The following is a 19,149-nucleotide window of genomic DNA, read 5'->3' as shown; positions in this document are numbered from 1 at the left end:
GAGAAAGATCACGATTTATGAAAAGATTGCGTATATTATTGGCTCTTGCGGTCGGCGTGCTTGCCGCGGGGTGCTACAACGACTTCGACACTCCGGCTCCCAAGAAACTCTTTACCGACGAGGATATGACGGTGCTGGGACTGGAGCATGTGACGATCAAAGAGGTCAAGGAGATGTTCGAGTCCAAGTGCGGGGGCTTGTCGGGTACGGGTACGAACAGCGACTTCGCATCGACCCGGACGCTGAAGTTCGGCACGAAGACGACCGACGAGAAGGACTTCGAGGGGCTGTACGAATGGCCCGAAGCCTCGAACTTCTACATCAAGGGCAAGGTGATCAGCAGCGACCGGCAGGGCAATATCTACAAGTCGCTCCACATCTACGACGGCACGGCCGCCATCGAGCTGAAGCTTTACAGCGGCCTGTTCATGGATTTCTACCTCGATCTGGAGGACATGATCAGCCAGTGGGTGTACGTGCGCCTCGACGGGCTCTATCTGGGCAACTACCGCATGATGCTTTCGATCGGCGGCGCGCCGTCGGACGGTTACAACACGGCCGGCCGGCACAAGTTCTACGCCAATTCGAACCTCGACGACCCGAAGGTGGCGTCGCTCAACGTCTTCGCCGGCGAAAAGACGACCCTCGAGGAGTCGGATATCCTCGAAGTCACTCCCGAAACCTACACGCAGTTGGGCAAGGACGACCTCGGCCGTCTGGTGCGTTTCAAGGATGTGAAGGTCCGCTATGCCGGTGTTACGTATAAGGACGACAACGGGGTGGAGCAATCGCCCTCCGCGATCAAGAACGGCTCCTACGAGAATCCCTATCCGAGCTGGATCGTGACCGACTGGGGCGACGCGCAGTTCGGTACGTGGTACTATTGGGCCTACAACCGGAACAACGTCCGTCTCTACGGTTCGGTGATGATCTCCTATAACGACGAGGCCGAGTACACCTCCGATCCGGGTATCTATACGGTGCGCACGAGCGGTTATTCGCAGTTCGCCATGAGGCCCATCCCGAAGGACGGTACGACGGGCACGGTGCTGGGCATCTACGGCATCTACTCGCAGCGGAGCAATTTTACGGGTGGGGCCAACGATTATGCGCAGTACCAGATTTCGGTCAGCCGCCTCGAAGACCTCGACTTTCCCGAGAGTTCGCTGCTTACCGAAGAGTGGATCGAGGCCAATACCCCGGCCGAATCGCTGAAGCCGCCCGTGAAGGTCGGCGGCGACGACTACGAGAACGAATAGCGGGCCGGTCGCAGGCCCAAACAAGAATCGCGGAGCCTTCGAAAGGCTCCGCGATTCTTGTTTGGAGTGTGCGGGTTCCGCGCGGTTCCCGTCCTGGCCTGCGCGGCTTATGCGCCGCCGCCCGTTCTACCGCTTGTGCCACTTGCACGAGGTCTGGTAATAGGCGATGGCGCGGTTCACCTGCTCCTCGTCGGTCGTTGCGGCCGGTTCGAGGTTGTGCGGATTTTTTTCCGTGGGAACCACGCGGTACTGCTCGACGCGGCGCACGGGCGACAGGATCGTGAAGGTGTCGCCTTCGAGGTATCCGAGGTCCTGATAGGTGGCGATGAAGGCGCGGTTCGTGTAGTCGGGGTCGAAGACGCTGCGACCGTAGAACCGGGAGTCGTAGCTCATGTTGAGCAGCGAGAACAGCGTGGGCATGAGGTCGATCTGCGAGACGATTCCGTCCACTTCGCACGGCTCTACGAGCCCCGGGGCGAGGATCACGGCCGGAATGTGGTATTTCTCCAGCGGAATCTCCGTGCGGCCTGCGCTCGACGCGCAGTGGTCGGCCGTGATGAGGAAGATCGTGTTGCCGAACCACGGCTGCTTCGATGCCTCGGCGAAGAACCGCCCCAGCGCATAGTCGGTGTACATGACGCCTCCGGCGCGCGATTTGGCATCGTGCGGTATGCGTATCTTTCCGGCCGGGTAGGTGAAGGGACGGTGGTTGCTGACGGTCATGACGTGGGCGAAGAAGGGTTTCCCGGAGGCGGCGTCCTCGTTGAGCGTGCGGATGACCTTCCGGTAGGCATCCTCGTCACATACGCCCCAGATGTTGGCGAAGGTGATCTCCTCGGGGGCATAGTCCTTCTGGTCCACGATCTCGTAGCCGTTGCCCGAGAAGAAGGTCTCCATGTTGTCGAAATAGCTGTTGCCTCCGTAGAAATACTTCACCGTGTAGCCCTTGTCGCGCAGCACGGCTCCCGTGGAGTACATGCCGCCGTTGTTCGGCCGCTTGATGATGCTCTGCCCGGGGCAGGGCGGGAGCGAGAGGGTGACGGCCTCCAGCCCGCGGACGGTGCGGTTGCCCGTGGCATAGACACGGTTGAAGGCGAGGCCCGTGCGATAGAGCGAATCGAGCGTCGGGGTCAGCCCCTGTTCGTTGCCGAAACGCTCCATGTACGCGGCGCTCATGCTCTCGATCGTGATGAGCACGATATTGCGCCGGATTTCCTCCCCCCCCCGTTCGGCCCGTACGGGGCGCAGGTTCTCGCCCGTACTGCCGTACACCTTGTGCACGAAGCGTTCGGCCTCGGCTTCGGGGCGCGTGAGGTAGAACCGTTCGTAGTCGAGGCTGTTCTTGACGAAGGCGTCGTAGAACTTGTAAAGCCCGTTCGCCTGCAGTTCGTTCACGTAAACGTTCGGGCTGTCCTGGAAACGGGTGTTGAAGTGGAGCAGCCCGACGGCGGCCGCCAGCGCGGCGAGATAGGCGGGACCTGCCGCGGCCTTCCACCTCCAGCCCGTGAGGCTGTCGGCGCGCACGATGTCGCGCCGGAAGAGATACCACGTGACCACGAGCGTCACGAGCACGATTCCCAGCGCCATCGGCACGATGGGGTAGGACTCCATGATGTTGCCCACCACCTCGTTCGTATAGACCAGGTAATCCACGGCGATGAAGTTGTAGCGTACGCCGAACTCGTTCCAGAAGAAGTACTCGCTCACGCCGTTGAATATCGTGAGTCCCACGCAGAGGACGACGATCAGCGCGAACCATACCGTTGTCCAGTGGCTCCGGATTCCGGGCAGGAAGAGCCGCAGGGCGAACGAGGCGGCCCAATAGCCCAGTACGCCCATTGCGATCTGGGGCGCGACGCTGCCGTATTCGTCGAAGATCGTATTGAAGAACGCCACGTAGCAGAATGCTGCGGTGAGTACGCCCAGCGTGATATATCCCCACGGACGGGTGTATTTCGTCCGCGAGATGCTCATCGTGAAGAGCCACAGGAAGGCGAATCCCACGGTCGCGGCGCAGAGGTCGTTCACGGCGCCCAGGAGGAAGATTTCGCACCATTCGCCGAATGCGAATCCCGTGTCGGTCGTCTGTGCGTTGAACGGCAGGACGATGCGCAGGAGCAGCCCGACGACGACGGTCAGCAGGGCGAATTTGAGATAGAGGCCGGTAACCAGCCGGATGCTTTTTTGCATATCGTATCGAATTGTTGGCCGTACAAAGGTAGCGATGATCGCGCAAAGAAGGCGGCCTCCCCAGAGGCCGCCTTCTTCGTTCGGTTCGGAAAATTGTTCTATTTATCTTCGTTCGCTTCCGGGCGCATGACGACTTTCACCATGTTGCCGTCGTCGAGGATCTTTTTGGCCAGCGCCTGCACGTCGGCATTGGTGAGCGAGCGGATCGCCTGCTCCTGTCCGGCGAGGTAGTCGAGTCCCGAGCCGTATTTGGCCTGCAGGTACTGCATCCACGGGCCGTTCTCGTCGAGGCTGTTCTTCCAGTTCTTGAGCATGAACTCGCGGTGTTTCTCGATGTCCTCGGTCAGCGGACCCTCCTCGGCGATCGTGCGCAGCTCCTTGAGGATGATTTCGCACAGCTCGTCGGCCATTTCGGCGTTGGTGTCGAAGGCGATCGTCATGGTGTAGGTCTCGCGCGGAATCCAATCCGTCGATCCGTAAACCTGCACGCCGTACGTGCCGCCCTTCTCCTCGCGGATCGAAACCAGGTAACGCGAGTTGAGCGCCTGCGTGAGGAACGAGAGGGCCGCCTTGTTTTCGAGCGAGTAGTCCATGTCGCCCGTGAAGGTGTAATTGACCGAAACCTTCGGCTGCTGCATCGGGGTGCTGAAATCCTCGGTCACTTCGCCCTTTACCGGATAGGCCTTGTCGTCCGCGAACGTCATGGGCTTCTTCGAGGCGGGGATCGAGCCGATGTATTTCTCCACGAGCGGCTTGAGCGTCTCGGGGTCGATATTGCCGACGAACGTGAAGCGGAAGCTGTTGCCGTCGGGATAGAGCTTCTTGTAGATCGCGGGCAGCGCCTCGAAGCTGAATTCGTCGAGCAGTTCGGTCGAGATCACCTGGCGGCGCGGGTTATGGCCGTAGAGGACGTCGATGACCTTCTCCTGCATCTGGAAGTCGGGGTTCGACTTCGCGTTCTCGAGCTGCGTGCGGAGCATCTTCATCAGGTTGTCGTAGTCGTTGCGGTCGAAGCGCGGCTGCGTGAAGTTCAGGTAAACCAACTGGAGCATCGTCTCGATGTCCTTGGGCGAGCACGAGGCGTTCACCGCGCTGGCGTATTCGCCCACCGAAGGTTGTACGGTGGCCGATTTGCCCGAGAGCTGCTTGCGGAGTTCCGTGGCGGAGAACTTGCCCACGCCCGACATCGAACTTACGGCGGGCATCATCTCGCCCATGTAGTACTCGGCGTCCGGCAGGATCGACAGACCGCCTTTCGACTGCGCGTTCATACGTACCTCGTCGGCCTTGAACTTCGTGGGCTTCACGACGATCTGCGTGCCGTTGGCGAGCGTCCACACCGTCGCGCCGTACTCCTTGTTCTCCACGGTCTTCTTCACGGGCGAACCCTTCAGCTGGGTCCCTTCGGGGATCAGCGGCTCCTTCACCACGTCGTCCTCGTAGGCTTCGATCTCCGAGGCGGTCACCTTCTCGCGGATGGCGAGAATCTCCTCCTCGGTCGGGTTCTCGATGCCCTCCTTCTCGGGAGCCGTGATGACGATCACCTGGTTCGTCGGCTGGATGGTCTCCTTGGCGAAGGCGTTCACCGTCTCGACGTTCAGCATCTTGATGAGCATGCTGTCGAGCTTCCATTCGGTCTCGGCGTCCGGCATCGGTTCGTTCTTGCGGTAGTTCTCCAGATAGATGTTCACGAACTGCTCGTTGGTGCGGTCGTTGCGGTTGGCGTAGGTGCGTTCCACCTGGCGCATCAGGTTCTCCTGCGCCCGCTCGAACTCGCTCTGCGTGAATCCGTGGCGGCGGATCTTCTCCATCTCGGTATAGAGGGCCTCGAAGCCTTCGGCCAGCTTGCCGTCCTGCGTCATGGCGGTGAAGGCCGTGGCGTTGAGCGTCGGGATGATGCCGATGACGTCGCCCGAGCCCATGCCGGCGCCGAGGAACGGTGCGTCGGGCTGCATGGCGATCTCCTGCAGGCGGGCGTTCTCCATGGTCGTCAGGAAGGATTCGATCACATTGACCACTTCCCAGGCCACCTTGTCGTTCATCTGCGTCGGCATGGCCGGGCGCTTGATGAAGAGCTGCACGCGCGAACCCTGCATTTCGGGGTCGGTGTAGATGCTGACGATCGGCTCCTCGTTGTCGGGCACGACGATCACCTCCTTCTGGGCGGCGTCGGCCGCCGGGGCGGGGATGTCGGCCATCAGCGACTTGAGCCTGGCTTCCGTGGCCTCGGCGTCCAGATCGCCGACGATGACGATCGCCTGGTAGTCGGGGCGGTACCATTTCTTGTAGAAGCGCTCCAGCGCGTCGTGCTCGAAGCTCTTCAGCCCGTCGAGGTAACCGATCAGGTTGCGGTGCTCGTAGCGCGTGCCCTTGCCCAAAGCTTGCAGCAGCTTCATCGTCGAACGCCACGAAGCGCCGTCGCGCGTGCGCAGCTCCTCCATGATGACGCCGCGCTCGGAGTCGATCTCCTCGGGCCGGAGCGCGATGAAGTGCGACCAGTCGTGCAGGATCAGCATGGCCGAGTCGATGATTCCCTGGCGCGAGGTCGGGACGTCCGAAATGTTGTAAACCGTCTGGTCCCAGCTCGTGCCGGCGTTGAGGTTGTAGCCGAATTTCACGCCGACGGTCTCCAGGTACTCGATGAGCTGTTTTCCGGGGAGGTTCTTCGTGCCGTTGAAGGCCATGTGCTCGAGGAAGTGGGCCAGACCCTGCTGGTCGTCCTCCTCCTGGATGGCGCCCACGTTGTGCAGGATGTAGAAGTCGGCCTGCCCCTTGGGCTTTTCGTTGTGCCGGATGTAGTAGGTCAATCCGTTGTCGAGCCTGCCCGTGCGGACCTCCTTGTCCGCCGGTATCGGCTGCATCGGATCGAATTGTGCCATTGCGCTGCCTGCGGCGAACACCGCTGCGGCCAGCATCAGTAATCTTTTCATAGGCATTGGTATTAAAATGGGTTTCTTACTCTTCCGGGGCCGGTTCGGGACGGTATTCGATGATGTCCCCCGGCTGGCAGTCCAGCTCGCGGCAGATCGCCTCGAGCGTCGAGAAACGGATGGCCTTGGCCTTTCCGTTCTTGAGGATCGAGAGGTTGGCGGGTGTGATGTCCACGCGTTCGGCCAGTTCGCCCAGCGACATTTTGCGTTTGGCCATCATTACGTCTATGTTGATTATTATAGCCATCTCTTCCCCCCCCCTTCGTTTGTCGTTCGTACGGATTGCATAAGTCGTTGCGGTATTAGATCGTGAGCTTCTGTTCCTCGCTCAGGTTCTGGCCTATGGCGAAGACTTCGGCGGCGAAGAGAATCAGAATCCCCATGATGACCATGGAATAGGAGACGTGGAATCCCGTGTCCACGGCATAGCCGTTTCCGGCGAGCAGCTCCGCGGCGCGGCGGCTCATCACCCAGTCCACGGCCGAGCCGATCAGCTCTGCGGCGATCGTCAGCAGGCCGATCGAGCGCAGATACCAGACGTTGCGCCTGTCGAGCGTGCGCTCTTCGCGTATGGAGCGGCGCAGCGAATGGATTATCATGAACATGAGCACGATGATTACGGCGTAGAAGAGCGGTCCGAGCAGCACCAGCGCGTAAAGCCATCCGCTGCCGCCGATCGAGCGGAACGCCAGCGAGAGCGGCGATGCGCCGGGCGCGGGTTCCTCGACGACCAGTCCGAGGCGTTTGACTTCGGCGCGGACCTCCGCTCCGGGTGTCGCCGGAGCGATCCGTATGGCGTCGTCGGGCGTCTCCGTGATCCGGATGTTGTCCAGCATGTAGATCATGCGCGGCGTCCCCGAGCTCCATTTCTCGGCGATGTCCTCGCCGAGTTCGACCCCCTCGGCGGCTCCCCGCGTGAAGTCGGTCAGGACGCTGTGCGCGATGCTCGCCACCAGCACGATGAAAAACGTGATGTAGATGACCAGCAGGCGTTGCAGGAGTGTTTTTTTGTTCTGCATGTTCGGTGTTGTTCGTCTGTTTCTTGGGCAAATATAGCTATTTGATTCCGAAAAACAAATAATATTTATCGTTTTTCGATAATTTTTTATTTCATGGAGTAAAAAAGACGACCCTCAAGGCCGTCTTGCGGTTGCATGGGAGGGAATCTCTACTCCACGTTGTCCTTCAACTGTTTCCAGATCGAGGCTTCGATGGCCATGTCGATGGAGACGGCCAGCACGACGAGCGCGAACATGACCAGGAAGGTGATGAACCCCACGTCGATCAGGCTGCATACCGCGCCGAGGATGCCGAAGGTGACGCCGAATACGATGCAGAAGACCAGCATCACGAAAAACATGGTCCATTTGCTGCCGTAGGTGGCGTCGTTCGAAGCCTTGATGGCCTCCATCGGGTTCTTGCCCTTCTCGATGAGGAAGTAGTAGGAGAGCGACCAGGCCAGCGAGAGCACGATGCCCGGGATGTAGAGGAATGCGAAGGCGATCAGGATCGGCAGGATCATCAGACCCGTCGTGATGAGGTATTCGCCCATGTAGCGGCGGTACTTGCTGTCGAAGATGCTCGCCGGGTTTATCACCTCGCCCTTGGCCAGTTGTGTGGGCAGGAGCGTGATGGCGATCGTCGTACCGATGTTGATATAGGGAATCCAGATCGTTACGAGGTACAGCACGACGGCCGCCATGATCGAGGGGGCGTTCTTGATGCCGATGCAGAGCGAGTCCCGCAGCGTTTCGGAGAAGTCGAGCGTTTTCGTTTCCATAGTCGTTCGTTTTTAAGGGTTGCGAAAACAAATATAGGAAAAATTCCTATCTTTGTTCCTGTCGAAAACGAAAAAACGGGACCGATGGCAGAAAAATCGCTCTATAATTATCGCGTCGAGCCGCAGGAGGTGGATTTCACCCTGCGGGCGACGATTCCGTCGCTCGGTGCGGCGATTCTCAATACGGCGGGCATCGACGCCCACGGCAAGGGATTCGGCGTGGATGCGCTCAATGCCGACAACCACTCGTGGGTGCTTTCGCGCATGGCGATCGAGTTCGATTTCCAGCCCGTGCAGTACACCGACTATACCGTCGCCACGTGGATCAGCGATTACGGCCGGGTGCTCTCGACCCGTAACTTCACGCTCACCGACGCCTCGGGCCGCGAGTTCGGCCGCGCCGTGTCGCAATGGGCGATGATCGACCTGCGGACGCGTTCGGCCGTCGATCTTTCGTGGGTAGGCGACGCCCATGCCGACGCCATCGTCGATGCCCCTTCGCCGACGGAGCGCCCCCGCAAGATCCGCGAGGTGAACCCCACGCAGCGGTCCGAGCACCGGGTCGTTTACAGCGACATCGACTTCAACCGCCATGTCAATACGATGCGCTATATCGAGATGATGCTCGACATGCTGCCGCTCGAGCTGCTGACCTCGGGCGATCCCGTCCGGCTGGACATCCATTTCCTGAAGGAGTGCCGCTACGGTCAGACGCTCGCCGTCGGCTGCGAACTGCGCGAACGTTCGGCGCTGTTCGAGATCGCGGGCGACGGCGGACCGGCCGCCGTACGCGCCTCGGTCGAGTGGAAATAACCGGCCGCACCCGTGCGGCGGATGGCCCTTTCCGGCCGAAATGCGCGCTTTCCCGTCGGACAGGGCGCGGCAGTTCCCGTGCGGAGGTCGCGTGGAACGGGTTTTGCAGCTCGTGCCGTAAAACCTGTTTTATTATGGAAACTCAAGTCAAGACGGAGAACAAGTACCGGGTGAGCATCGACCTGCTGAACGATGCCGTGGGCAAGGAGATCGCCACCTCCCTGCAATACATGTATTTCCACACCCATTTCGAGGACGACCGCTACCGCTATCTTTCGCGGATCCTGCGCGAGATTTCGATCGCCGAGATGCGGCACATCGAGGAGTTCTCGGACCGTATCCTTTTTTTGCAGGGCGACGTGGACATGAATCCCTCGTTCCGCACCCGTCGGATCACCGAGCCGAAGGAGATGCTGCGCCTGGCCATGCAGCTCGAACAGAGCACGATCGACTCCTACAACGAGGCTTCGCGCATCGCCTCCGAGTGCAAGGATGCGGTGACGCACAGGATGTTTCAGGACATCATCGCCGAGGAGGAGCGGCACCTCGACACGTTCCGCACCGAGCTGCAGAACCTGATCGACTACGGCGGGGAGTATCTGGCGCTGCAATCCGCGGCGGGCAGCGAGCAGGCTTCCCGGAGTTTCGGCCGCAGCGGCGGAGAGGATTGACCTTCCGGGTCCCGGAAGGACCTGCCCGGCCGGGCGCGAAGCGAAAAACGGAATCCCGTGCGGCGGATTCCGTTTTTTCGGTTATATTTGTGAACGGAAAACCGTCTGCGGCGGGTTTCGGGTTCCGGACGGGAACCGCCGCCGCGGCCGTATCCGGAGCCTATGAAAATTACCGTACTGGGTCCCGCACACCCCTACCGGGGCGGTCTGGCCTCGATTCTGGAGATCATGGCCCGCACTTTCCTGCGGAGGGGCGACGACGTGGACATCAAGACCTTCACGCTGCAATATCCCTCGCTGCTGTTTCCCGGCGAGAGCCAGACCGTGGCGACGCCTCCGCCCGCCGACCTGCGCATCCGGCGGTGCGTCAATACGGTGAATCCGCTGAACTGGCTGTCCGTGGGGCGCACGATCCGCCGCGAACGGCCCGATTTCGTGTTGCTGAAATACTGGACGCCCTTCATGGCGCCCTGCTTCGGGACGATCGCCCGCCTCGCCCGCGGCAACGGACATACGAAAGTGCTGTGCCAGATCGACAATGTCGAACCGCACGAACGCCACCTTTCCGACCGGCCGTTCAACCGCTATTTTCTTTCGTCCGTGGACGGTTTCATTTACATGTCGGAACAGGTGCACCGCGAATTGCGGGCCTATACCGCCGCGCCGGCGCTCTTCTCGCCGCATCCGCTGTTCGAGAACTTCGGAGAACGGGTTCCCCGTGCCGAGGCGTGCGGACGGTTGGGGCTGGACCCGGCGCTGCGCTACGTGCTTTTCTTCGGTCTCGTCCGCGACTACAAGGGACTGGACCTGCTGCTCGGAGCATGGGCGCTTCTGAAGCGCAGGGGGCGGACCGAAGGGCGGCGGCTCATCGTGGCGGGGGAGTTCTACACCGCGAAGGAGCCTTATCTGAAACAGATCGCCGCGAGCGGCCTGCGAGAGGAGGTGCTGCTGCACGACCGCTTCATTCCCGACGCCGGCGTGAAGGACTACTTCTCGGCGGCCGATTTCGTCGTGCAGCCCTACAAGACGGCCACGCAGAGCGGCGTGACGCAGATCGCCTACCAGTTCTGTACGCCGATGGTCGTGACGGACGTGGGAGGCCTGGCCGAGATCGTGCCCGATGGGAAGGTGGGGTATGTCTGCGCCCCGACCGCGGAGGCGATCGCCGCGGCCGTCGAACGGATTTCCGATGACGGAACGCTGGCGCTTTTCCGCCGCAACTGCGTCGGGGAGCGCCGCCGCTTCTCGTGGGAGCGGATGTGCGACCGCGTGACGGAGCTTTACGGGTCGGTTTCCGGCACTCCGGAGCGCTGAGCGGGACGCCTGCCGCCGAGAAAACAGCGGGCCCGGCGCATGTCGCATGCGCCGGGCCCTTCTTCTTCATTTATTCGGGGTAGCTCGGGCTACTTCTTGATGTTGGGCAGTTCCAGTCCGTATCCCTTGCTGCGATCCTGCGCCTTGAGCCAGAGGCCGAGCAGGAAGGCGGCGATTCCCAGACACGAGAAGATGAGCATCGGGACGGTGTAGTTGTAGGCTGCGCCTTCGACGCCCTCCTTGATCTGCTCCGCGACGCCGGGGTTCGAGACGTTGAGCGACCAGCCGATGATGATGGGGAAGGCCATCAGGCCGATGTTCTGAATCCAGAAGATCACGGCGTAGGCCGAACCGAGCAGGCGGTTCTCGATCAGCTTCGGAACCGAGGGCCAGAGGGCCGCCGGAACCAGCGAGAAGGAGATGCCCAGCAGGATGATCGCGCTGTATGCGATCAGCGGGGTCAGCGGCACGAGCGCGAAGATCAGATGGCAGGCCGTCATCAGGATCGCGCCGAGCAGGAGCATCGTCGCGCCTTTTCCCCTGTGGTCGAGGTACGAGCCGAGCAGCGGCGTCAGCACCATGGCGCCGATCGGGAACCAGCGGAAGATGTCCGAGGCCTGCTTGGCCGTGATGCCGAGGTTGCTCTGGAGCATGTCCGTGGCGAAGCGCTGGAAGGGGAAGATCGCCGAGTAGTAGAGCACGCAGAGCGCCGCCACGGTCAGGAACGTCCCGCTGGTGAAGAGCTTGCGCAGATCGCTGACCTTGAACTGCTCCTCCGGTTCGCCCGCTGCGGCCGCTGCACCCGTCTGCCGGTCGAGCTTGCGGTCCATGACCGTGAAGACGAGGAACGTGAGGAGGCCGATGCAGAGCAGGACGCCGACCACGGCCACCGGGCGCACGACGCTCGGCGACCCCAGCTCGGCCACCCACGGCGAGAGGCTGAACACGGCGAAGACACCCAGCCGGGCGATGGCCATTTCGAGACCCATCGCCAGCGCCATCTCCTTTCCGGTGAACCACTTGACGATGGCTTTCGAGACGGTGATACCCGCCATTTCGGTTCCGCAGCCGAAGATCATGAAGCCCAGGCAGGCGAGTTTCGCGCTGGCCGGAATGTCCGTGAGAAACGAGCTGAAGAACTCGAATCCGAATCCTCCCTGACAGAAGTATTCGCTGATGCCGTAGGTCTTGACGGCGGCTCCGGCCACCATCAGCGAGGCCGAGAGCAGCCCCGTGAAGCGCACGCCCATCTTGTCGAGGATGATGCCCGCCACGATGAGGAATCCGCACACGTTGAGAATGAATTCCGAGCCTCCGTAGAGTCCGAATACCGTCGAATTCCAGCCCCGCGAGGTTTCGAGCAGGTTTTTCAGCGGAGAGAGCACATCGACGAACATGTATCCGAAGAACATCGTCGAGGCGATCAGCACCAGCGCCGTCCACCGCGCGAATGCCGAGTCGTTGATTTTTCGTTGGATCGTTTCTGTCATAAAGTTATCGTTGTTGGATTAGTCCTGGGTTTGCGCATAGCGTTTCAGCACCTCGTAGGCCTCCGTGATGCCCAGCTCGCCGGCCTTCGAGAGGTCGAGGCAGCCCTTGCGCGTGTCCTTCATGAAGATCTGGACGATGCCGCGGTTGTAGTATGCCTCGGCGAACGAGGGGTTCAGTCCGATGGCCTTCGTGTAGTCCTCGAACGCTTCGGGAAGCCGTCCCGAGAGCGCTTGCAGGTTGGCCCGGTTGTAGTAGGCGTGGGCGAAGTCGGGGAAGAGCTTGAGCGCCTTGTTCAGGTCGGCCACCGCCTCGTCGTAGCTGTACGTGCGTTTGGAGTTGTTGTTGAGCCGGTTCGCCGGGTCGGAGTCGATCGTGATCCGCTGGTAGGAGTTGTCGATCGAGGAGATGAAGTCGATCATTTCGGCCCGTGTGGTCGAACGGTTGAAGTAGAGGAACGGATTCGACGGGTTGCGGTCGATGGCCGCCGTGTAGGTGTTCACCGAGTTGGTGTACTGCTTGATGAGCGCCTGCGACACGCCCCGTTCGAACTGGGTGATCCACGATGCGTCGCCCGCTTTGAGCTCCTCGGCGCGCCGGCGGTCGATGGCCAGCAGCGAGTCGGGGGCGATGTTGCTTTCGCGGCACGAGAGCGTGAGCAGGCCGTCGCCGACGCGGGCGAGGAAATCCTCGACGCGCTGCAAGCGGTAGGGGTTCGGCGCGGCCGCCGTGTCGGGCCGCATGAGCGTGAACTTGAACAGCGGCAGCAGGCGCATCTCCTCGCGTCCGCCGTTGTGGCCCGTGATGCGGTCGAAGCTGCCTCCCGCGAACTTGCTGTCGAACGACAGCAGGCGGTCGAAGCGCTGCGTCGTGTCGGCGTAGATCGAGTAGGTGCTGTCGCTCAGCCGCGAGCGGTATTCGGCGATCTTGCGCTGCGCCGTTTCCAGGTCCCGCTTGGCCCCTTTCGGGTCGCGCAGCACCTCGCGCAGCCGTCCGCGGTAGATGTAGGCGTTGGCGAAGTCGGGGTAGAGGTCGATGGCCGAGGTGTAGTCCGCGACGGCCTTCTCCAGCTCGCCCAGTTGGGCGTAAACCCCCGCCCGGTTGTAGTAAACCAGCACGTTGTTGGGCGAGTAGAGCGCCACGCGGTCGTAATCCTCCAGCGCGCGGTTGTAGTCGCCGATCTGCGTGCGCAGCATGGCGCGGTTGAAGTAGGTCAGCGAGTTGGTCGAATCGAGCCGGATCACCTTGTCGAAGTCGGCGAGGGCCTGCATCGGACGGTTGGTCGCGTTATAGACCAGCGCGCGGTTGAAGTAGGAGAGCAGGTAGTTCGAATCGCACCGGATGGCCTTGTTGAAGTCCGCCTCGGCCTCTTCGTACTGTTCCTGTTCCAGATGGAGCCCGCCCCGGCGGTTGTAGCCGTTGGGGTCTTCGCGGTTGGTGCGGATCGCCAGGTTGAAGTTGTCGTAGGCGCGCGTGGTGTCTTTGAGGTGGAGGTAGCTCAGGCCCCGGCAGATGTAGGCGTCGGCCACCTTGGTCTCCTGCCGGATGAACATGTCGAAGTCGTCGATCGCCTCGCGGAACTGCTGGTTGAGCAGCCGCGTGACGCCGCGGCTGTAGTAGGGGCCCGGCAGGTCGGGCCGCAGTTCGATCGCCTCGCGGAAATCCTGCAGGGCGTCGTCGTAGTTCCCCAGCCGCGAGCGCGTGATGGCGCGGTAGGTGTAGGCCTGCGTATAGACCGGGTTGAGGCGGATCGCCGTGGAGAAGTCGGCCTCGGCGCCCAGCAGGTCGTCGAGGTTGTATTTGGCGATGCCGCGCAGGAAATAGCCTTCGTAGGCCTTTTCGTCGAAGCGCAGCAGCGTGTTGAGCGTGCGTATGGCCTCCTGGTAGTCGTTGTTCATCATGCACGACCGCCCGACCCAGAAGAAATACTCCCGGTTGTACTGTGCCTGCGCCCGGACACCGCACAGCAGCGCCCACGCAAGGAGGATTCCGACGACGAGTTTCCGCAATTTTTCGCTCATGCTGCTTCCCAAACGTGCTTTTCTGTTCGTTTATTATTCCAGCTCGTAACCGAAGCGCCGCAACTGGCGGTCGTCGTTGCGCCAGTCCTCGCTGACCTTGACGAAGAGTTGCAGGAACACTTTCTTCTGGAGGAACTGCTCCATGTCCTCGCGCGCGGCCTGCCCGACACGCTTGAGCTTTTCGCCCTTGTGGCCGATCAGGATGCCTTTCTGCGACTCGCGCGAGACGTAGATCGTCGCCGCGATGCGGTCGATCGCCGGCTCCTCGCGGTAGCTCTCGATTTCGATCTGGCAGCAGTAGGGTATCTCCTTGTCGTAGAAGCGCAGGATCTTTTCGCGGATGATTTCCGAGGCGAAGAACCGCAGCGTCTTGTCCGTGAGCGTGTCTTTGGGGTAGAAGGCCGGGCCTTCGGGCAGCAGGTCGAGAATCGTCCGGAACACGCCCTCGACGTTGAAGCCCTCCCTGGCCGATACCGGCACGATCCGCGCCGCGGGAATCTCCGCCCGCCATTTCCCGACCAGCGCATCGAGCGCCGCAGGCGTCGAGAGGTCGATCTTGTTGATGACCACGATCGTCGGGATGCCGCTGCGGTTGATGCGGTCGATGATCCCGGCCGCGCGTTCGCTCTGCTCGACGGTGTCGGTGACGTAGAGTATCACGTCGGCGTCGGTCAGCGCGCCCGTGACGAACTTCATCATCGACTCCTGCAATTTGTACGTGGGTTTGAGGATGCCCGGCGTGTCGGAATAGACGATCTGGAAGTCGTCGCCCGAGACGATGCCCATGATGCGGTGGCGCGTGGTCTGCGCCTTGGAGGTGATGATCGAGAGCCGTTCGCCGACGAGGGCGTTCATCAGCGTCGATTTCCCGACGTTGGGGTTGCCGATGATATTTACGAAGCCGGATTTGTGCATGGGGCTGTTCGGGATATGATTCGGACAAAGGTAGCGATAAAATAAAAGCCCTGCAAACGCTTCGGGGGATAATTTGCCCGTTCGCCCGCACAAATTGCGGCGCCGGCGACCGTCCGGGCATGAAAAAGCGGCCGTATGAGCTTCGTAGCTGCATACGGCCGCCGGAACTCGGCGGACGTGCGGGGCATTCCCCGATACGCCCGGTGCGGGGCTATTTCTCGCTGAACCCGGCTACGTCCTCACGGCTGGTCGGATAGAGCTGGTAGGTTCCTTTATATACCTCCATCACGCCGGTCAGGTTCGCCGTCTTCTGGGCGATTTTCTCGTCTGCAAACTCCGCGTAGCGGGTTACGCGGGCGGGAATCGTCTTGCCGGTTTCGCCCGTGAAGTCGGTCGTCGTGGTCTGGCCGTCCACCACCCACGTCTTAGCGTCTTTGGCGGGCGTCAGGTTCTTCACCGTCACGTATTGGCCGAGGTAATCGGCGGCTTCCGCGTCGGTGATCTCCGGGACCTTCATTTCGGCCTTCTCCTCCGTTGCGAATACCGTGGCCTTCAGCAACTGCGGAAGTCCCTGGTAATTGTCGTATTCGGCATACCGGAGGCTGACCACGACCTTCGTGCCGACGGGCAGCGTCTTTTCCGTGTGGTCCTCTCCCTTGATGATGATGCCGCTCTTGGCTTCGCCCGTGTTGTCCACCAGCGAGATCACCTGATAGAGGTTGCCGCCCTCGTTGTTGGCCGCCACGTAACCCTTTACGGCCACCAGGTCTTTCAGCTTGTCGCCTGCGGTCGCCGAGGCGAGCTTCTCGTTGAGTTCCCTGACCGTCAGCGCCGTACTCTCGTCGGGCATGGTCTCCTGTTCGGTGGCTTCGAGCGATACGGTCATCGTGTTGAGGTATTTGGTCGTCGATCCCGAGACGCCGATGGCGTATCCCGTCACCTTCACTTCGCGGTCCACGAGCGCCTCCACGTTGAGGTCGCCGTTGGGGTAGAGCACCGAACCCTGCACGGCGGTTCCATCTACCAGCACGTTGTAGTGCATCTGGTAGATTTCGTCGCGGTAGGAGGTCAGCGTACCCACGTACTCCACGTACCGGATTGCGGGATTCTTCACATAGGCGTCGAAATCGGATGCCGAGAACTTATCGGGCGCGGGCTGCGTGAACGAGCCCTTGCCGAGCGTCTCGATTTCGCTCGTCTCGTCGAACTGCTTCATGCCGCCGTATTCGGTCGTCGGGCCCGTAACGGCCACCTTGTCGCCGATTTCGGTGCCGTGGTTCTTCTTGAAGACGAGGATCGTGCCCGTGGCGTCCTTTACGAGGAACCCTTTGGTGTGCGTGGCGATCACCTGTCCCTCGATGGCGTATTTCTTGTCGGTCGGTGCGGCGAGCACGTCGGCGATCGTGGATTTTTCGATCTCCTCGCTGCCGCCGAAAACGATCTGCTGGCCGCCGTTGCCGGCTTTGAGCAGCACGTCGTCGATGCGGTTCACGCTGCTGGTGACGGCCACGAATTTGATATAGAGCGTCGATACGCCTTCGGGCAGCGTGAAGTCGGCCTTGGCCAGACGCCACTGGCCCGGATCGTCGGCCACGTCGAAGTCGTATTCGAGCGCCTGCGACCAAGTCTGGCCGTCCTGCGAGACGCGCACCTCGAAGTTGGATTTGAGGAAGGCGTTGGACGCGCCCTGCGCATACCGCTGCGCGCCGAACGAGAGCTGCAGGTTGCGGTCCGTCACGGCGATCTTTTCGATCGTGAAATGGTTGGGTGCGGTGCTGAAGAAGATGTTGTTCTTGCCCGAACCGTCGTAGAGCGAAAGGTCGCCCTTCGAGGACTGGTTGGCGCGTACCGACATGCTCTTAAAGTCGTAGGTCACGTCGTTTGCGCCCGAACCCTTGTGGTTGATCCATCCGTCGAACTGGTCGAGGTAGGGCCACGACGAACCGGTTCCGTAGGTCTGCGAGGCCAGTTCCTTGTCGAACGTGCTGTAATAGATGGCCCCTTCGGGAACCACCTCCTCGTATTCGCCCAGGTCTTCGACCTCTGCCGGGATGGTGTACATGTAGCTCTTGTAGGAGCCGAAGAGCCAGCCGGTGATCTCGACCTCGTGGTTGTTGTATTTCTTTTTGAAGTCTTCGCTCATGTAGTCGAGGCTTCCCTGGACCGAGGTCCCCTCGATTTCGACGTTGGTGTAGTTGCCCGACACGAGCACCACGCCCGTATAGGTCACGTATTTCACCTCGGGAGCATCCATGTAGGCTTCGATTTCGGCTGCCGAGAAGGCGGCGGGTTCGGGTCGGGCCGGGTTGTCGTCGTGGCCCGTCTTGTCGAACGAGCAGCCCTTGCCGAACTGCAACAGGCCGTTGCGGCTTTCGGTTTTGCCCGTCACGGTCACGATGTCGCCGTCCTCCAGCCCGTGAGCCGCGCCCTTGAACGCGTACATGCGGGCGTCGCCCTGCTGGAGCAGCACGCCCTGCTCGTTGTGGCCGATGACCGTGGCCTCTTTCACCGAGAAGGTCGATCCGGGTTCGGCGGCGAGCACCTCTTCGAGCGTGGCGTCGGAGCCCGTCACGGTGAAACGCTCTTCGGTGAGCTGGATGTCGTCGATGTTGCGGGGCGAGAGCTGCAACGTGGTGTTGTAGATGCCGGCGATACCGGCGATCGAGCCGCTTTTGTCGGTCGGAATGGGTTCCGAGGCGAACGAAGCGTTCTGTATGGTGCGGATTTTATACGACTGGCCGTCGAGGGTCTCCATCGAGACGTTGCCCTTGTTGCTCGAACTGTTCCACGTGCCCGATTCGCTTGCCTCGGGCTGCGTGTGCTCGATCTTCACGTACTGCGATTCGTACGCTCCGATCTTGTCGGCCGTGATGACTACCGGATCGAGCGGTTCGATGCGCTCGACGAGCTCCGGTTTGTTGTGGGTCGAAATCTGGAGCAGACCGTTGAAGAGCTGCGCCGTGGCGTCCGAGAGCGAAACCGCGATCACGTCGCCCGGCTCGAAGGTGTTGTTGCTCTGGCTGATTTCCAGTGCTACGCCTGCTCCGCCCTCCTGCGTGTCATCGGCGATATTGACGATGAAGGGCTGCTGGTTTCCCCCCCCCTTGTCCGATACGACGATACCTTGCAGGCTCTTGGCCCGGATTTCGTCGGACAGGTCGGTTTCGTCGCCGCCCGGCTCGTTCTCCAGCACGAGGCTGCGGATTTCGGCCACGTTCGTCTCAGGGCCTTCGTCCACGCCGCCCGGGGTCTGCTTCACGGTGCATTTGCCCTCGTCGGTGATGCCCATGTACCCCGTGGCCGTTACCGTGATGACACCCGTGCGCGACGTTTCGTTGGCGGGAACGGTCACTTTCACCGTCGCCGAACCCTTGCCGCTCGCGGGGGCGGTTTCGATCCAGTCGGCGTTGGTTTCGATCTTCCAGTCGATCTTGCCGTTGAGTTTGATTTCGAGCTCTTTGGTCTGCGTCTCGGCGCAGTCGAAGAGCAGCGATTGCGTCACCTCGATCTCCGGGATCGTGGTGTCGTCGTTCGTGTCGTCGTCCGAACACGAACCCAGACCCGCTCCCAGCGTCAGCATGACAGCCGCGAGGAGCGTCCGTTTCCAAAAACAGAATTTTTGCATGGTTATAAAATTGGTTAATAAGGAGTGTCTCTGTTTCCGTCGCCGCAAATGTACGCATTTCCTCCGCGAGGCGGTGTGAAGAATCCGTGAAGATTCGCCGCGGAGCGCACACAATAAATCCCACATTTCCGGAATGTGGGATT

Annotated in this window: 13 protein-coding genes; 4 read left to right on the top strand and 9 right to left on the bottom strand. The window is 61.2% G+C overall.

Annotated elements, in window-relative coordinates; all coding sequences use genetic code 11:
* Window positions 1-17 precede the first annotated feature (17 nt).
* Window positions 18-1,259, top strand: a complete 1,242-nt coding sequence (locus KB554_RS05265; protein ID WP_211035119.1) for a DUF5689 domain-containing protein — start codon at window positions 18-20, stop codon at window positions 1,257-1,259.
* Between the two features lie 126 nt (window positions 1,260-1,385).
* On the opposite strand, the gene KB554_RS05260 is transcribed toward KB554_RS05265, so the two are convergent.
* The 5 genes from KB554_RS05260 to KB554_RS05240 all read right to left on the bottom strand — a co-directional run bounded on the left by KB554_RS05260 (window position 1,386) and on the right by KB554_RS05240 (window position 8,159).
* Window positions 1,386-3,449: an LTA synthase family protein gene (locus KB554_RS05260; RefSeq protein WP_211035118.1), complete on the bottom strand. Its 2,064-nt coding sequence runs from the start codon at window positions 3,447-3,449 to the stop codon at window positions 1,386-1,388.
* Window positions 3,450-3,547: 98 nt separating this feature from the next.
* Window positions 3,548-6,364: a M16 family metallopeptidase gene (locus KB554_RS05255; protein WP_211035191.1), complete on the bottom strand. Its 2,817-nt coding sequence runs from the start codon at window positions 6,362-6,364 to the stop codon at window positions 3,548-3,550.
* 40 nt (window positions 6,365-6,404) lie between these two features.
* Entirely contained in the window at window positions 6,405-6,626 is a 222-nt protein-coding gene (locus KB554_RS05250) for a helix-turn-helix transcriptional regulator (RefSeq protein WP_141427502.1), read from the bottom strand.
* 55 nt (window positions 6,627-6,681) lie between these two features.
* The gene (locus KB554_RS05245; RefSeq protein WP_141427500.1) at window positions 6,682-7,398 is read right to left on the bottom strand and encodes a DUF2975 domain-containing protein; all 717 of its coding nucleotides are present in this window, start codon (window positions 7,396-7,398) and stop codon (window positions 6,682-6,684) included.
* A gap of 149 nt (window positions 7,399-7,547) precedes the next feature.
* Window positions 7,548-8,159 carry a hypothetical protein gene (locus KB554_RS05240; RefSeq protein WP_211035117.1) on the bottom strand — a complete coding sequence of 204 codons (612 nt, stop codon included), beginning with the start codon at window positions 8,157-8,159 and terminating at the stop codon, window positions 7,548-7,550.
* A gap of 84 nt (window positions 8,160-8,243) precedes the next feature.
* Between KB554_RS05240 and KB554_RS05235 the strand changes: the two genes are divergently transcribed.
* The 3 genes from KB554_RS05235 (at window position 8,244) to KB554_RS05225 (ending at window position 10,957) form a co-directional block, all read left to right on the top strand.
* Entirely contained in the window at window positions 8,244-8,972 is a 729-nt protein-coding gene (locus tag KB554_RS05235) for an acyl-ACP thioesterase domain-containing protein (protein ID WP_211035116.1), read from the top strand.
* A gap of 134 nt (window positions 8,973-9,106) precedes the next feature.
* A complete protein-coding gene (locus KB554_RS05230) occupies window positions 9,107-9,643 on the top strand; it encodes a ferritin-like domain-containing protein (RefSeq protein ID WP_211035115.1) in 537 nt (178 codons plus the stop codon).
* 162 nt (window positions 9,644-9,805) lie between these two features.
* Entirely contained in the window at window positions 9,806-10,957 is a 1,152-nt protein-coding gene (locus KB554_RS05225) for a glycosyltransferase (RefSeq protein WP_141427493.1), read from the top strand.
* A gap of 89 nt (window positions 10,958-11,046) precedes the next feature.
* Here KB554_RS05225 and KB554_RS05220 read toward each other — a convergent pair whose 3' ends face one another.
* From KB554_RS05220 to KB554_RS05205, 4 genes are all read right to left on the bottom strand, one after another.
* A complete protein-coding gene (locus KB554_RS05220; RefSeq protein WP_211035114.1) occupies window positions 11,047-12,447 on the bottom strand; it encodes an MFS transporter in 1,401 nt (466 codons plus the stop codon).
* An 18-nt stretch (window positions 12,448-12,465) separates the two neighbouring features.
* Entirely contained in the window at window positions 12,466-14,466 is a 2,001-nt protein-coding gene (locus KB554_RS05215; RefSeq protein ID WP_242116297.1) for a tetratricopeptide repeat protein, read from the bottom strand.
* A 33-nt stretch (window positions 14,467-14,499) separates the two neighbouring features.
* Window positions 14,500-15,381 (bottom strand): GTPase Era, encoded by an 882-nt coding sequence (gene era / locus KB554_RS05210; RefSeq protein ID WP_211035113.1) that lies wholly within the window; start codon window positions 15,379-15,381, stop codon window positions 14,500-14,502.
* 211 nt (window positions 15,382-15,592) lie between these two features.
* Complete coding sequence (locus tag KB554_RS05205) at window positions 15,593-19,006, bottom strand: DUF5689 domain-containing protein (protein WP_211035112.1); 3,414 nt, start codon at window positions 19,004-19,006, stop codon at window positions 15,593-15,595.
* Window positions 19,007-19,149 lie beyond the last annotated feature (143 nt).

It is taken from the genome of Alistipes sp. Marseille-P2263, from assembly GCF_018101075.1.
In the GTDB taxonomy this organism is placed as follows: domain Bacteria; phylum Bacteroidota; class Bacteroidia; order Bacteroidales; family Rikenellaceae; genus Alistipes; species Alistipes dispar.
Note: the sequence above shows the minus strand (reverse complement) of the source record. Positions and strands in the feature narration are given on the sequence as shown.

Coding starts and splice junctions, on each gene's coding strand:
- KB554_RS05265 (WP_211035119.1), top strand. CDS start 18: ATGAAAAGATTGCGTATATTATTGGCTCTTGCGGTCGGCGTGCTTGCC.
- KB554_RS05260 (WP_211035118.1), bottom strand. CDS start 3,449: ATGCAAAAAAGCATCCGGCTGGTTACCGGCCTCTATCTCAAATTCGCC.
- KB554_RS05255 (WP_211035191.1), bottom strand. CDS start 6,364: ATGCTGGCCGCAGCGGTGTTCGCCGCAGGCAGCGCAATGGCACAATTC.
- KB554_RS05250 (WP_141427502.1), bottom strand. CDS start 6,626: ATGGCTATAATAATCAACATAGACGTAATGATGGCCAAACGCAAAATG.
- KB554_RS05245 (WP_141427500.1), bottom strand. CDS start 7,398: ATGCAGAACAAAAAAACACTCCTGCAACGCCTGCTGGTCATCTACATC.
- KB554_RS05240 (WP_211035117.1), bottom strand. CDS start 8,159: ATGGAAACGAAAACGCTCGACTTCTCCGAAACGCTGCGGGACTCGCTC.
- KB554_RS05235 (WP_211035116.1), top strand. CDS start 8,244: ATGGCAGAAAAATCGCTCTATAATTATCGCGTCGAGCCGCAGGAGGTG.
- KB554_RS05230 (WP_211035115.1), top strand. CDS start 9,107: ATGGAAACTCAAGTCAAGACGGAGAACAAGTACCGGGTGAGCATCGAC.
- KB554_RS05225 (WP_141427493.1), top strand. CDS start 9,806: ATGAAAATTACCGTACTGGGTCCCGCACACCCCTACCGGGGCGGTCTG.
- KB554_RS05220 (WP_211035114.1), bottom strand. CDS start 12,447: ATGACAGAAACGATCCAACGAAAAATCAACGACTCGGCATTCGCGCGG.
- KB554_RS05215 (WP_242116297.1), bottom strand. CDS start 14,466: ATGAGCGAAAAATTGCGGAAACTCGTCGTCGGAATCCTCCTTGCGTGG.
- era (WP_211035113.1), bottom strand. CDS start 15,381: ATGCACAAATCCGGCTTCGTAAATATCATCGGCAACCCCAACGTCGGG.
- KB554_RS05205 (WP_211035112.1), bottom strand. CDS start 19,006: ATGCAAAAATTCTGTTTTTGGAAACGGACGCTCCTCGCGGCTGTCATG.